We start from the raw sequence: 14,709 nt of genomic DNA, 5'->3' as shown, positions 1-14,709 counted from the left end.
AAGGAGAGAGAAATGGCATCGAATTATCCCGTCGATATGTCGGTCAATCCCGAGGTGAAAGCCTTTTTTGACCCTGAAACATGGACGATTTCCTATGTCGTCAAGGACCCGGACTCCAACGCCTGTGCGGTGGTCGACAGTGTCATGGACATCGACTACGCCGCCGGCCGCATTTCCTACAAAAGTGCGGATGAGATCATCGCCTATATCGAGGAGCAGGGCCTGAAACTCGAATGGTTGATCGAGACCCATGTTCACGCCGATCACCTCTCGGCCGCGCCCTATATTCAGGACAAGCTTGGCGGCAAGATCGGCATTGGCGAAAACATCACCGTGGTCCAGGACGTGTTTGGCAAAGTGTTCAACGAGGGCACAGAATTCCAACGCGATGGCTCGCAGTTTGATCGCCTGTTCAAGGACGGCGACACCTATCAGGTGGGCGAGATGACCTGTTTCGCCATGCACACGCCGGGCCACACCCCGGCCTGTATGACCCACACCATGGGCAATGCGACCTTTACTGGCGACACGTTGTTCATGCCCGATGGCGGCTCGGCGCGCGCCGATTTTCCGGGCGGCGATGCGGGCATCTTGTTTGACAGCATCCAAAAACTGCTGGCCCTGCCGGACGACATGCGCCTGTTCATGTGCCACGATTACGGCCCGAATGGCCGCGACATTGCGTGGGAAACCACGGTGGGTGACGAAAAGACCCATAACATTCACGTTGGCGGCGGCAAAACCAAGGCCGATTTCGTTAAATTCCGTGAGGAACGCGATGCACAATTGGCGATGCCACGGCTGATTATTCCGTCTTTGCAGGTCAACATGCGCGCGGGTGAGTTGCCCCCGGCGGATAAGGATGGCAAGACATTCCTGAAGGTTCCGGTGAACGGGCTCTAAGACCTCTTTTGATGTCGTGGGGCGCGTTGCCGCTTTGTCGCTTTCAGGCCCGTGGAACGGGCAGGGCGGCCCCACGCACATCAGGAGATCAGACATGGATTTCAACAAGATCAACGACACACTGACGGTCAGCAGTCAAATCACCCCCGACGAGGTCACACGTTTGGCCGAGAAAGGCTTTAAAACGCTGATCAACAATCGCCCGGATATGGAAGTTGAGCCGGGCTTGTCGTCGGATGTGATGGAAGAGGCGGCAAAGGCGGCTGGGCTGAGCTACCTCTATTTGCCGGTCATGCCGGGGCAATTCACCCCCGACCTGATCGCGGATATGGCACAGGCCCTGGCCGAACTGGACGGTCCTGTCTATGCCTATTGCCGCTCCGGCACGCGCTCTTGCACCACGTGGGCGCTGGCACAAATCGGCATCCTGTCGGCTGATGAGATCGTCGAACAGGCCGCAGGCGCAGGCTATGACCTGAGCGCGATGGTTGATTTTCTAAGGGGCTAAGACGCGCCCATACGCGTCTCTGTCCCGGCTTTCACGACCCCGAACGGGGTATGTACGGTTTTGGGACAGGTCCGGGCGGGAGCCGGATCCGTCTTGCTTTGCGAGGAGACGCAGGATGGACATTAAAAAAATCACGGACGGATTGTCCGTGTCGGGACAGATTCAGATCGACGACATGGTCAAACTGGCCCGCCGTGGCTTTCGGGCGGTGGTGTGCAACCGCCCGGATGGCGAGGCCGCCGATCAGCCGACCCATGAGGAAATGCAGCGCGCGGCCGAGGCCGCAGGCTTTGCATTTCTTTATTTGCCGGTCACGCCGGGCATCGTCTCCGAAGAGACGGCGGAGGCGTTTCGCACCGCTTTGACCGAATTGCCCGGTCCGGTGTTTGGCTATTGCCGCACGGGTACGCGCACCACGACGCTGTGGTCTTTGGCGATGGCGAAAGAGAAATCCGTGGTCGATATTTTGGCCGCAACCAAAGCCGCAGGCTACGACATGTCGGGCGTGGCACGGCGCATCGCCAATGGCGGTGTGACACCGACGGACAGTGTCGAAGATGCCAAATTCGATGTGGTTGTCGTCGGCGGCGGGGCTGCGGGTGTGGCGATGGCGGCGTCGCTGAAAGCGCGCAAACCTGATCTTGAGATCGCCATCATTGATCCGGCGGGCACGCATTATTACCAACCGGGATGGACCATGGTGGGCGCGGGCGTGTTTGACGCGCAGACCACTGCCAAAACCATGGGCAGCCTGATCCCGCGCGGGGTACATTGGCTCAAATCCGCTGTGGCGGCGTTTGAACCGAAAAACAACGCGGTGATTTTGGATGGCTGCCGGGTGGTGAAATATGATCGCCTTGTGGTCTGTCCGGGGCTGAAACTCGATTGGGCACGGATTGAGGGCCTGACCGAGACCTTGGGCAAAAACGGTGTGACCTCGAATTATCGTTATGATTTGGCGCCTTATACCTGGAAATTGGTGCAGGGCTTGAAGGGGGGGAAGGCGATTTTTACCCAACCGCCGATGCCGATCAAATGCGCCGGAGCACCGCAAAAGGCGCTGTACCTCTCGGCGCATGAGTGGGAAACGCGCGGTGTTTTGCCCAATATCGAGATTGATTTCATGAACGCGGGCGGCGTGTTGTTTGGCGTCAAAGATTATGTGCCCGCACTTGAGGGCTACATCGCACGCTATGGCGCCAATGTGAATTTCTTCCACAATCTGGTGGCCATCGACGGGCCGGGCAAAAAAGCCACCTTTGAGGTCGCCAAACCCGACGCGGCAAAGGAGACGATCACCGTCGATTTCGACATGATCCATGTGGTGCCGCCACAGGTCGCGCCCGATTTCATCCGCGTCTCGCCGCTGGCCGATGCGGCCGGATGGGTCGATGTGGATCAGGTCACGCTGCGCCACAAGGAGTATGACAACATCTGGTCCTTGGGCGATGTGATGAACGCGCCCAACGCCAAAACCGCCGCCGCAGCCCGGATGCAGGCCCCCGTGGTGGCCGACAATATCGCCGCCGACATCGACGGGAAATCGCCGCAATCGGCCTATAATGGCTACGGCTCCTGTCCGCTCACGGTCGAGAAGGGCAAGATCGTTTTGGCCGAATTCGGTTATGGTGGGGTGTTGTTGCCATCTTTCCCGAAATGGCTTTTGGATGGCACGAAGCCGACGCGTAAGGCTTGGATTTTGAAAGAACAAATCCTACCGCCAGTCTATTGGAAAGCCATGTTGCGCGGTAAGGAATGGTTGATCAAACCCGAAAAAGTTCACGCGAAATAAACACGCATCCGGGCAGAATACATCTTCTGCCCGGATGTCCTCCCCGATCCTGTGTCCAAGCGAAAGGACAGTCCCTTGTCTGTGACCCGGTCATTTGACCCGCGCAAACTGCGCCGTTACCTCCCCATCCTTGAGTGGGGTTCGAAATACACGCCCTCGACCTTCGCCAATGACGGCATCGCGGCGATCATCGTGACGATCATGTTGATCCCGCAATCTCTGGCCTATGCCTTGCTTGCGGGGCTGCCGGCGCAGATGGGGCTTTACGCCTCGATCCTGCCGCTCGTCGCCTATGCCATCTTCGGCACCTCGCGCGCCCTGGCCGTGGGGCCGGTCGCGGTTGTCTCGTTGATGACCGCCGCGGCAGTTGGCAACATGGCATTGCAAGGCACGGCCGAATATGCCGCCGCCGCGATCACATTGGCGTTTATTTCCGGTGTGATCCTGTTGGTGATGGGTTTTTTCCGACTTGGGTTCTTTGCCAATTTCCTGTCGCATCCGGTGATTGCCGGGTTTATCACCGCCTCGGGCATCCTGATCGCGGCGTCGCAGATCAAACATATCTTTGGCGTTTCCGCTTCGGGAGAGACCTTGCCGGAGCGGTTGATCTCGCTCGCTCAACACCTCGGTCAGACCAATTTCATCACGCTGATCATCGGCGTGGCGGCGACGGCGTTTTTGTTTTGGGTGCGCAAAGGTTTGAAACCCTTGTTGATCTCCAAAGGCGTGGGCCCGCGCATGGCGGATATTGCGACCAAGGCCGGCCCTGTCGCCGCGGTTGTGGTCACCACGCTGATTTCATTCGTGTTTTCGCTCAACGATCACGGCGTGAAAATCGTCGGTGAGGTGCCGCGTGGCCTGCCGCCGCTCACGCTGCCGTATTTCTCGCCTGAGATTTGGCGCCAGCTTTTTGGCTCTGCCATTCTGATTTCGATCATCGGCTTTGTGGAATCCGTCTCGGTGGCGCAAACCTTGGCCGCCAAAAAACGCCAACGCATCGTCCCGGACCAAGAGCTCATCGGCCTTGGGGCCTCCAACATCGCCGCGGCGATTTCGGGCGGCTATCCGGTGACGGGGGGCTTCGCGCGCTCTGTCGTCAACTTTGACGCGGGCGCGGAAACCCCCGCAGCGGGGGCGTTTACCGCCGTGGGCATCGCGCTTGCAGCCTTGTTCCTCACGCCTTTGCTCTATTTCTTGCCCATCGCCACGCTGGCCGCGACCATCATCGTCGCCGTGCTGTCCTTGGTGGATTTCAAAATCCTCAAAACCACCTGGGGCTATAGCAAGGCCGATTTCGCCGCCGTTCTGGCCACCATCCTGTTGACGCTTTGGTTTGGGGTGGAAACAGGTGTGTCGTCGGGCGTGATCCTGTCCATCGCGCTGCACCTCTATAAAACCTCGCGTCCGCATGTGGCCGAGGTTGGTCTGGTGCCGGGGTCCGAGCATTTTCGCAACATCAACCGTCATGACGTGTTGACGGTGCCGGAGATGGTGACGATCCGGGTGGATGAGAGCCTGTATTTCGCCAATGCGCGGTTCTTGGAGGATTATATTTTGGACCGGATTGCCGACAACCCGGTGATCAAACATGTGGTTCTGATGTGTCCGGCGGTGAATGATGTCGACTCTTCGGCGCTTGAAACGCTCGAAGAGTTGAATCGACGTTTGAATGATGCCGGGATCAAGTTGCACCTCTCCGAGGTCAAAGGCCCGGTGATGGATCGGCTGCAAAAATCGCATTTGTTGCAGGATTTGAGCGGGCAGGTGTTCTTGTCGCAATTCGCGGCGATGAAGGCTTTGGGGGATGTGACAAAGCCTGTACCGCCCGAGACCCAGTCCGACACAGCCGCCTAAAAAACGCCCGCCACATCCGGCGGGCGTTTTCTTTGGAGAGGGTTCAGGCCGGGTTCATGCGGCGGGGGGCCTGCGCATATTGGCCCGGATAGACCGAGGCCAAAACCACAACCATGCCAAGGGATTGCAACGCGGACAGGTTTTCGCGGGCAATCACCACGCCTAAGATCACGGCGGTGAACGGGCTTAACAGGCCCAAAGGCGCAACGGTTTGCGGGTCCAGCCGGGCAATACCGCGAAACCACAGGAAATAGGTCACAGCCCCGCCGATCAGCCCGAGATAGACAAAGCCCATGAGGTTGGTGGCGTTCACCTGTGGCATCGGCGGATCAAGGATCAGCGCGATGGGCAAAAGCAACAGCCCCCCGGCGACCAATTGCCAGGCCGTGACGGTGAGCGGCGTGGCGGGCAGGGCCCATGTGCGGGTCAAAACCGTGCCGATGGCCATGGACAAAGCGCCGATCAGGGCTGCGATGAGGCCGAGCGGGTCCAATGTGGCGGCGGGGGTGAGCACCAAAAGTGCCACGCCGATGACGCCCGCAACCCCGGCAAATACCGCCAAGGGGCGTAGCGCCGCGCCCATCCAAACCCGCATCAAGATCAACACGATCAACGGCTGCATCGCGCCTAATGTGGCCGCCACACCGCCCGGCAGACGATAGGCGGCGATGAACAGGCAGCTCCAGAACAGGGTGAAATTCAGCGCCCCCAAGACAAAGAGTTTGCCCCAAAGTGCCAGCGGCGGCAGGCGGCGCAGGATCACCAGAAGCAAAAGCCCCGCAGGCAAGGCGCGCAAAAGCGCGACGCTGAAAGGGATGCCCTCGGGCAAAAATCGGGTGGTGACAAGGTAGGTCGAGCCCCAGATGGCGGGGGCGAGGGCGGTGAGCAGGATGTCGGAGCTGCGGGAGGAGGGATGTGGCATTGTGCGGCCTTTGGAGGAAACTGAATTTATCTTGATGTTAAGATAATGCGATAAATCTTGACGTCAAGATGATTTTCTGCAAAGCCTTTTGCATGAGCGATGACAGCATTCAGATTGACCACATCCGGGCGCAATGGGCGAAAGCCCGGCCCGATCTTGACACGGCACCGATGGGGCTGATTGGCCGATTGGGGCGGATCACCCGCGTGTTGTCGCGTGAAATGGAGGCGACTTTCGCCCGCCATGGTCTCAACCAAGCCAGTTTCGATTTGCTCGCCACGTTGCGCCGTGCTGAACCGCCGCATGCGCTCACCGCCGGGCAATTGATGGACAATATGATGATCACCTCGGGCACAGTGACCAATCGGATCAATCGGTTAGAGGTCAAAGGTCTGGTGGAGCGCCGCGCGGACAAAGAGGACGCGCGCCGGGCGATTGTCGGCCTGACAGAGGCGGGATTTGCCCTGATTGATCGGGTGATCGAGGATCATGTCGCCACCCAACATCGCCTGACCGCGTTGCTCACGGACACGGAATTTGCCACGCTGGATGCGGGGCTGGCGGGCTATCTGGCCAAGCTTGACGGTCGCGAGTCCGGTTAAATCCGGCGTTGCAAAACCTGCGCGCAAATCCGGGCGTGATCCGGTTCGATCCCCCAACTGCACGCCACTTCCCACGCGAGAGCTGCGGTTTTTTCTGTCGCGCTGGCGTTTTCGGGATCAGTGCGGATCAGGTCATAGGCGCGCAAATCCACCCGCGCCTCGTCCCAATCTATCAGCGCCGGACCGTGCTCGGTGTCGATCAGATTGCCCGCGCTCAGATCGCCATGGATCACGCCGACCTTGCCCTGCATCGGCTGCCACGCCCGGCGGCACAGCGCGACGATCTCGGCGGGCATGGCCATCAGATCGACATCGCCGCCGGTGGTGGCCTCAATCAGGTCGAGACTGCTCAAAAACCCCGGACGCTGCGGCAGGCGCGGGTGTTGCGGTGAAAGTATCTGAGCCGCCACTTTGGGAATGTCTTCGGGCGCAAAGGGACGCCCCTCCAGATAGGGTTCGCAGGTCCATCCCGCCGCCGATAAAGCGCCGTCCAACGCCGGGATAAGCCGGGGGACGGTGAACCCTGCGGCCTCGGCGGCGTCCATGACGGGCGTGAGCCAGAATAGCGCCGCCTCCGTGCGCCGGGTCGATTTGAACACCAAATCGCGTTTGAGGCCCGAGGTGCGAAACACCGCATTGCGATGACCGCCACCGATCGGCTCCAAGGCGGCTTGAACACCCCAAAGGGGACTGGGTGGCAGTGCAGCAGGCATCAATACACCCACCGCACGAGGCCAAGGGTGAGTACCGGGAAGGCGATCAAAAGCCCGACGCGGATCAGGTCGGTGATGACGAAAGGCAGGGTGCCTTTGAAGGTCTCGGAAATTGGCGTTTCCCTGTCCAAAGCATTGATGATAAACAGGTTCATCCCCACGGGCGGGGTGATCAAACCAACTTCGACCACGATCAGGACGACGATGCCGAACCACAGGCCGAACTCGCCATGGGGCAAGCCAAAGTCCAAACCCTCCAAGATCGGGAACAGGATCGGGATGGTGAGAATGATCATCGACAGGCTGTCCATGACGCAACCAAAGGCGAGGTAAAGCAGCAGAACCGCCGCCAAAATCACCCAAGGGGTGAGGCCCAAAGCACCGACCCAGGCGGCGGCCTGCATCGGCACGCCGGACAGTGCCAAAAAGTTGTTGAACACTTTCGCCCCGATCAGGATCAGGAAAATCATGCCGGTCGAGGCGGCGGTTTCCAAAATCGCCTCGCCCGTGCCGCGCCATGTCAATCCGCCACCGGCCAGCGCCACGATTCCAGTGCCTGCCGCGCCCACGGCGGCGGCTTCGGTCGGGGTGAAAATGCCCAAATAGATACCGCCCACGACCGCGACAAAAATCGTCAAAACCGGCCAGACGGCCACAAGTGCGCTGAGGCGTTCGGTCATCGGTGCCTTGTCGCGTTGCCCGCAGGATTGTGGCCGGATACGCACGTAGATCGAGATGCAAATCATATAGCCAAGGGCGGCCAAAATCCCGGGAATAAAGGCGGCGACAAAGAGCTTGGCGATGTTTTGTTCTGCCAACATGGCGTAAACCACGAGGATCACCGAGGGCGGAATGAGAATGCCCAATGTGCCGCCGGCGGCCAGCGCGCCCGTCGCCAAACGTCCCGTGTAGCCATATTTTTTCAACTCCGGCAGCGCAACTTTGCCCATGGTGGCGGCGGTGGCCAAGGACGACCCACAGATCGCGCCAAAACCGGCACAGGCGCCGACCGCAGCCATGGCGACCCCGCCTTTGCGGTGGCCGAGCCATGTTTCCGCCGCCTTAAACAACCCCGCCGACATGCCGCCCATGGTTGCGAAATGGCCCATCAACAAAAACAGCGGGATGATGGAAAACGAATAGGACGAGAATTCGCCATAGATCAGGTGTTTGAATTGGCTCAACATCATCACGGAATTGCCGCTCAGGAGATAGGCTCCGCCAAAACCCACGGCAAACATCGCCACCCCGATGGGAATACGCAAAAAGATCAATGCCAAGAGGATGGGGAAAGACCAAAGGCCGATTTCAAAGCGGCTCATGTGTGGCCTCCGTTGGAGGGGGACAGCAGGGCGCGAGTTGAGCGCAGCACAGAGTAGAGCGCGACGATCACCGCCACTCCACAGGTGGCCATGGCGGCGCGATAGCCCCAGACCACCGGGATCTGCAGAATGAACGAGGTCTCGTTATAGGTCCCTTTGTCAATCATCCCGAGCCAAAGTCGCCACGCCACGAGGGCGGAAAAACCCAACAAAAACAGATCGCCGATCAAGTCCAACAGGCGATTGAGCCTATACCCCATCAGTGGTTTGAACAGATCGACCCGAGCATGGGCGCGGGCGAATTGGGCATAAGGCATGGCGGAAAACACGGCAAATCCGATGCCAAATTCAACCAGCTCAATATCGCCGGGGATCGGGCCAAAGCCGACGCCATCCAAAGCCCGGCCCAGAATGGACACGCAGGTCAATGCGATCACGGCCAAAAGGCTCAGCCCGCCGGCATAGGCGGTCAGCCGCGCCAAACCAGCGACCCACTGGGGCAGGCTGTGGGTCAGGCTGCGGGACAGGCGGTGATGCATCTGGGGCCCCCTCAAGCTGTGGCTGGACTGCAGCAGGGGTTTAACGTGACACAGGGACAGGTCAACGTGAAAATCAGCTCTGGCTGCGCGAAAGATCCAATGGGTCCTCATAGTATGGCACATCCATGCCCTGAAGAGGTGCAGCCTGCGGCTGTTCAATCGCCTGAATGACGGCGCGGGCCAATGCCTTCCCAGCCTTGGCGACGTCTTCATGAAGCGTCAGCGCCTCACGCCGAAACCGGGTCAAAAGCGGGGTTGCCTCTTTGGCGAAGGCATCAAAATCTCTGCCGATCACCCGTCCCAATTGCTCGGCTGTGTCAATGGCGGTGATGGCGCTCATCGGCGAGGAACAAAGGATGGCGTCAATCTCGGGGCTCTCTTTGAGGGCGGCGCTCACTGCGGTTTCAATCACTTTGGAGGCGCTGTCCGAGGTGGCGCCTTTGAGCCAGATCGGCGTCATGCCATGAATCTGGCAGGCCTTTGTGATACCCTCAAGAATGTCCTGACCATAAAGCTGATCCAGAGGCGGGGCGACAATCAGCACATGACGCCGCCCGCGCCGGGCCAAGGCGGCAATGCCCAGTTCGGCAAAGCGGCGGTTGTCAAAATCAAACCACGCGTGTTGATCCGCCCAGATCGTGCGGCCATGGGTGGCAAAGGGAAATCCCCGCTCCATCAAATAGGCGACGCGCGGGTCTTTGGGCATGGTCTGGTTGAGGATTACGGCGTCGGCGGAACGGGTGCCGATCATATGGCGCAGCGGCCGCATCAGATCCTCATTCGGGGCATAGGGGGTGACGACCAGATGATAGGCCGTGCCTTGAAGCCTTCGGCGATGGAGGAAATCAGTTGCGCGGTGTGGGACATGATGTCGGGTTCGGTGGGCATCAACAACGACACGACATGGGTTTTGCCCGTGCGCAGGCGCTGACCGGCACGGTTCGGTTGATAGCCGATGTGATCGGCGCACTCACGCACACGCCTTTTGGTCTCGACCGAAATATCCGGTGCATCTGAGAGCGCGCGGCTGACCGTGGCGATGGCCAGCCCGGTGATGCGGGAGATGGTTTTAAGGGTCGGGCGCTCGCCCGGAGACAAGGGGTGTGTGATCACAGGGGCCGTTTTCTCATGCTCATCCTCACCTGTCATATCCGCTCCTTACGAGGATGTCAGCTTCGCCCATCATGGATCGCAGCAGTGTCGCTTGTGCGGTCGCTGGGGTCGCGACAGCACGGTAAGACTTTTCGGGAAAATTTTCCAACCTGAAAAAATGCATCGTCGGGCATCTTGGCCAATCACCGTGAAAGAATCGCTTTTGATGAGGCGCTAAAACGTTTTAGATGGAGTGTGGAGGCCGGAATCGTGTCTGGGAGGGGTCGTGGCGGAGATTGAATTGACACAGGGGGGGCGGTTTGTTGATGCGCAGGGCGCCTATGATCTGCCGGTCTCACTGCCGTTTGACAGCGTCTCGACTGTTGTTGCGGCGGGGCATGGGCCGGAGCCTTATGCGGGTGACGCGGAAACCGCGCTGCGCTGGATTGCCGAGCGCGATTGGGTGTTGCGCCGCTCGGTCACACTGACGCAGACGGATGTTGAGATGGTGCTCTCAGGCCTTGATGGCGTCGTCGATGTCTGGGTGAACGGCGTCGATGTGTTGACCGCCGACAATGCGTTTCGAACCTGGCGGGTGGACCTGTCGGAGTATGCTCAGACCGGCGAAAATCAGATCGAATTGCGGTTCCACTCGGTGATCCACGCGGCAGAGGCGCGGCAAAAGGCGCAGCCGTTTTACATCCCCTATCACAAGGCCAATTGCCCGATCCCCAACATCAACATGCTGCGCAAACAGCAATGCGATTTTGGTTGGGATTGGAACATCGCTTTGGCGCCGTTTGGGGTCAGCGGGGGTGTGAGTATTTGTCCTGCAATGAAGACGCGGATTGCGCATCTCCATGTGGCGCAGGCGCATCATGATATTGAGGCCGAGAGCGTGTCGGTCACGGTGACGGCGCATGTTGAACATGGGGACGGCGCGGTGGTTGCGATGCGCTTTGCGGATCGAACGCGTGAGGTCGTGGTCACGGATGGCGTGGCGCAGGCGGTGTTTTTTGTGGAGGTGCCAAGGCTTTGGTGGCCAAACGGGCAGGGCGATCAGCCGCTTTATCCGCTTGAGCTCAGGTGCGGTGAGGCGGTGGTGACGCGCCGGATTGGGCTTAGGCGGATTGAACATGTGGCGGTCAACGACGCGAAAGGCACGGGGGGCACCGGGTTTAAATTCCGGGTCAATGGCCGGGATGTTTTTGCCAAAGGCGCGAATTGGATTCCGGCGGATGCGCTGCATGGGCGCATTGAGCGCGACAAGGTGCGCGATCTTTTACGCTCCGCCGTCGATGCCCATATGAACATGATCCGGGTCTGGGGCGGCGGGCGTTATGAGCCGGGTTGGTTTTACGATCTCTGCGATGAGATGGGGCTGATGGTCTGGCAGGACTTTATGTTCGCCTGCAATCTCTACCCGGCAGATCGGGCGTTTTTGGACAATGTGGCGGCTGAGGTGCGTGAGCAGGTGCAGCGATTGCAGCATCACGCCTGTCTGGCGCTGTGGTGTGGCGACAACGAGCTTTTGGGCATGTTGCATGAATTTCCCGAGGCGCGGGCCCATCGCGACCGCTATCTGGTGATGTATGATCGGCTCAATCAGACCTTGGAACGTGCGCTTTTTGGCGTAGACCCAGAGGCCAATTGGTGGCCGTCTTCGCCCTCGCTGGGGCCTCTGAATTATGGCGATGCCTGGCATGAGGACAGGTCGGGCGACATGCATGTGTGGACCGTCTGGCACGAGAATATGCCGTTTGAGGCCTACCGCGAGATGAGGCCGCGGTTTGTTTCCGAATTTGGATTTCAGTCCTTTCCCTCGATGGCGGTGATCCGCCGGTTCATCGCGCCCGAGGACCGCAATATGGCGTCTGCGGTGATGGATGCGCATCAGAAAAACGCGGGCGGAAACGCCCGGATCGTCAGCACGATGATGCGCGATTTTCGCCTACCGGAGCGGTTCGAAGACCTCGTGTACCTGTCGCAGGTGCAACAGGGACTCGCGATCAAAACCGCCGTCACCGCATGGCGGGCGCTCAAGCCGCAGTGCATGGGCACGCTCTATTGGCAACTCAACGACACATGGCCTTGCGCCTCTTGGTCGAGCTTGGAGTATGGCGGCGGCTGGAAGATTTTACACCATATGGCCGCGCGGTTTTATGCCCCGGTTTTGGTCACAGTCGTGCCGCAGGGCGATAAAGATGTGTTTAAACTTATCAACGATTTGCCAGATGAGGTGGATGTGTCCATTCAGGTCGCTGCCGTCACGCCAAAAGGCGATGTGCGGCCTTTGGCGGAGGTCTGCGTCACGGCGATGACCCACAAAGCCTTTGATGTTTTGGAGTTGGAGCGTAGCCTGTTAAAACAGGATGAACTCTACGTCTTTACATGGCAGTATAAGGGGCAAAATGAGGGCGGCGAAGGCGGCGACATCCATGCGCCACAACCGTTCAAGACTTATGATCTGATTGATCCTCAGATTGTGATTGGAACCAAAGAGTTGCGCGGAAAAATTGAAATCACACTTGAGGCCAGAGCGCTCGCGCTTTTTGTCACGCTTGAGGCAGATCAGCCGGGGCGGTTTTCGGCCAATGCTGTGACGCTATTGCCAGATGTGCCGCAAAAGATCACCTTTGTGCCGCAAGGTTCAGATATGAAAACGAATTTTACAGTTCAAAATCTCTATGAGGCGACCTTGGGAGGGGCCAGATGAAACGATCCATTGTCAACGAGATCATCCGAGAGTCGGATGCCTTTATGCGCTCTTTCGGCTTTGTCATGCCGCCCTTTGCCTATCTGACGCCCGAGGCGCTCAAAGCCCGCGTGGCCAGCGATGGTGCGATGATCCGCGATCATATGATGGGCTGGGACATCACCGATTATGGTCAGGGCGATTTCGACAGTTTGGGCCTGTTTCTGTTTACCCTGCGCAATGGCAATGCCGCCAATGTGGCGCGGGGCATGGGGCCGCTTTATGCCGAAAAACTGTTGATCTCGGAGGAAAACCAACTTTCCCCGATGCATCACCATATCTACAAGACCGAAGACATCATCAACCGCGGCGGCGCGACCTTGGTGTTGCAGCTTTATACCCGGACCGAAGATGGCGTGCTCAATGACACGGCCCCGGTCGAGGTGAGGACTGACGGTCAGATGCGGACCTTGAAAGCGGGCGAACATCTTGCACTGGCGCCGGGGGAAAGCGTGACGTTGGAACCGTGGCATTGGCACGCATTTTGGGGCGAGGGCGGTAAGGTGTTGATCGGCGAAGTGTCGAATGTGAACGATGACCGCACGGATAATATTTTTCACCAACCGATCGGGCGGTTCAGCCAGATCGAAGAAGACGAAGCACCGCTGCACCTTTTGGTCAGCGATTATGACAGTTGGCTGTGAGCCAAAAGGAGGCCCCGATGACCTACACCCCTGCCGAAAGCCGCTATGACACGATGATCTACCGCACATGCGGCCACTCCGGGCTGAAACTGCCCGCCGTGTCGCTGGGCCTGTGGCACAATTTCGGCCATGACACGCCACATCAAACCAAGCGCGACATCCTGCGCACCGCCTTTGATCACGGCATCACCCATTTCGATCTGGCCAACAACTATGGCCCGCCTCCGGGCAGTGCCGAAGCGGCCTTTGGTGAGATCCTCAAGACCGATTTTGCCGGATACCGCGACGAGATGATCATCAGTTCCAAGGCGGGCTATCGCATGCATCCGGGGCCTTATGGCGAATGGGGATCACGCAAATATCTGATGGCCTCTTGTGATGCCTCGCTCAAACGCATGGGTGTGGATTACGTCGATATTTTCTATTCGCACCGCTTTGATCCCGACACGCCGTTGGAGGAAACCATGGGCGCATTGGATAGCATCGTGCGTCAGGGCAAGGCGCTTTATGTGGGGATTTCGTCCTATAATTCCGCCCGCACCCGCGAAGCGGTGGCCATTCTCAAAGACTTGGGCACGCCCTGCCTGATCCATCAGCCGAGCTATAACATGCTCAACCGCTGGGTCGAACGCGACGGGTTGAAAGACACGCTCAAAGAGCTGGGCGTCGGTTCCATCGCCTTTACGCCCTTGGCGCAGGGCATGTTGACGGCGAAATACCTCAAAGGCATCCCCGAAGGCTCGCGCGCCACCCAAGGCAAATCCCTGGCCCCGTCGATGGTGTCGGATCGGGCGATCAAAAACCTCAACGCACTCAACGACATCGCGCAGGCGCGCGGTCAAACATTGGCGCAAATGGCGATCGCTTGGGTGTTGCGCGATGAGGGCATCACCACGGCGCTCATCGGCGCGTCAAAGCCGTCGCAGGTTGTCGATTGTGTGGGGGCGGTGAGCAACTTGACGTTTACGGCGGAAGAATTGGCGGCAATTGACGAAGCCGCCGACGAGGAGAAAATCAACCTCTGGGCGCTGTCGTCGGAAAGCGATCAAGATTAGTCTAAGTG

The 14,709-nt window shown here is 59.0% G+C and carries 14 protein-coding genes; 8 read left to right on the top strand and 6 right to left on the bottom strand.

Annotation, left to right across the window (positions count from 1 at the left end):
• Positions 1-12: 12 nt before the first annotated feature.
• The 4 genes from C8029_RS15815 to C8029_RS15800 all read left to right on the top strand — a co-directional run bounded on the left by C8029_RS15815 (position 13) and on the right by C8029_RS15800 (position 5,057).
• A complete protein-coding gene (locus C8029_RS15815; protein ID WP_152003265.1) occupies positions 13-903 on the top strand; it encodes an MBL fold metallo-hydrolase in 891 nt (296 codons plus the stop codon).
• A gap of 94 nt (positions 904-997) precedes the next feature.
• Positions 998-1,411, top strand: a complete 414-nt coding sequence (locus C8029_RS15810) for a protein tyrosine phosphatase family protein (protein WP_152003264.1) — start codon at positions 998-1,000, stop codon at positions 1,409-1,411.
• Between the two features lie 115 nt (positions 1,412-1,526).
• Complete coding sequence (locus tag C8029_RS15805) at positions 1,527-3,203, top strand: bifunctional protein tyrosine phosphatase family protein/NAD(P)/FAD-dependent oxidoreductase (RefSeq protein WP_152003263.1); 1,677 nt, start codon at positions 1,527-1,529, stop codon at positions 3,201-3,203.
• A gap of 75 nt (positions 3,204-3,278) precedes the next feature.
• Entirely contained in the window at positions 3,279-5,057 is a 1,779-nt protein-coding gene (locus C8029_RS15800; RefSeq protein WP_074645881.1) for a SulP family inorganic anion transporter, read from the top strand.
• A gap of 43 nt (positions 5,058-5,100) precedes the next feature.
• On the opposite strand, the gene C8029_RS15795 is transcribed toward C8029_RS15800, so the two are convergent.
• Positions 5,101-5,979 carry an EamA family transporter gene (locus tag C8029_RS15795; RefSeq protein ID WP_152003262.1) on the bottom strand — a complete coding sequence of 293 codons (879 nt, stop codon included), beginning with the start codon at positions 5,977-5,979 and terminating at the stop codon, positions 5,101-5,103.
• 92 nt (positions 5,980-6,071) lie between these two features.
• Here C8029_RS15795 and C8029_RS15790 point away from each other — a divergent pair, with 92 nt between their 5' ends.
• Positions 6,072-6,581: a MarR family winged helix-turn-helix transcriptional regulator gene (locus tag C8029_RS15790; RefSeq protein ID WP_152003261.1), complete on the top strand. Its 510-nt coding sequence runs from the start codon at positions 6,072-6,074 to the stop codon at positions 6,579-6,581.
• Here the strand turns inward: C8029_RS15790 and C8029_RS15785 are convergent.
• From C8029_RS15785 to C8029_RS22485, 5 genes are all read right to left on the bottom strand, one after another.
• Positions 6,578-7,294 (bottom strand): phosphotransferase enzyme family protein, encoded by a 717-nt coding sequence (locus C8029_RS15785; protein WP_152003260.1) that lies wholly within the window; start codon positions 7,292-7,294, stop codon positions 6,578-6,580. The two genes, C8029_RS15790 and C8029_RS15785, sit on opposite strands and share 4 nt — an antisense overlap.
• Positions 7,294-8,616: a TRAP transporter large permease gene (locus tag C8029_RS15780; protein WP_009571720.1), complete on the bottom strand. Its 1,323-nt coding sequence runs from the start codon at positions 8,614-8,616 to the stop codon at positions 7,294-7,296. Before C8029_RS15780 ends, C8029_RS15785 begins: the two co-directional genes overlap by 1 nt.
• Positions 8,613-9,155: a TRAP transporter small permease gene (locus C8029_RS15775; RefSeq protein WP_152003259.1), complete on the bottom strand. Its 543-nt coding sequence runs from the start codon at positions 9,153-9,155 to the stop codon at positions 8,613-8,615. The genes C8029_RS15780 and C8029_RS15775 overlap by 4 nt, the downstream gene beginning before the upstream one ends.
• Positions 9,156-9,228: 73 nt before the next feature.
• A complete protein-coding gene (locus C8029_RS22490; RefSeq protein ID WP_226946362.1) occupies positions 9,229-9,924 on the bottom strand; it encodes a substrate-binding domain-containing protein in 696 nt (231 codons plus the stop codon).
• Positions 9,924-10,304 carry a LacI family DNA-binding transcriptional regulator gene (locus tag C8029_RS22485; RefSeq protein WP_226946361.1) on the bottom strand — a complete coding sequence of 127 codons (381 nt, stop codon included), beginning with the start codon at positions 10,302-10,304 and terminating at the stop codon, positions 9,924-9,926. The genes C8029_RS22490 and C8029_RS22485 overlap by 1 nt, the downstream gene beginning before the upstream one ends.
• Positions 10,305-10,533: 229 nt before the next feature.
• Between C8029_RS22485 and C8029_RS15765 the strand changes: the two genes are divergently transcribed.
• Genes C8029_RS15765 through mgrA form a run of 3 tightly spaced genes read left to right on the top strand, consistent with a single transcriptional unit; the run spans position 10,534 to position 14,701 of the window.
• Positions 10,534-12,963: a beta-mannosidase gene (locus C8029_RS15765; RefSeq protein ID WP_152003258.1), complete on the top strand. Its 2,430-nt coding sequence runs from the start codon at positions 10,534-10,536 to the stop codon at positions 12,961-12,963.
• A complete protein-coding gene (locus tag C8029_RS15760) occupies positions 12,960-13,646 on the top strand; it encodes a D-lyxose/D-mannose family sugar isomerase (RefSeq protein WP_152003257.1) in 687 nt (228 codons plus the stop codon). The genes C8029_RS15765 and C8029_RS15760 overlap by 4 nt, the downstream gene beginning before the upstream one ends.
• A gap of 17 nt (positions 13,647-13,663) precedes the next feature.
• Entirely contained in the window at positions 13,664-14,701 is a 1,038-nt protein-coding gene (mgrA, locus tag C8029_RS15755; protein ID WP_152003256.1) for an L-glyceraldehyde 3-phosphate reductase, read from the top strand.
• The last annotated feature ends 8 nt before the right edge of the window (positions 14,702-14,709 follow it).

It is taken from the genome of Roseobacter sp. TSBP12 (assembly GCF_009129705.1).
Lineage (GTDB): Bacteria > Pseudomonadota > Alphaproteobacteria > Rhodobacterales > Rhodobacteraceae > Celeribacter > Celeribacter baekdonensis_A.
Note: the sequence above shows the minus strand (reverse complement) of the source record. Positions and strands in the feature narration are given on the sequence as shown.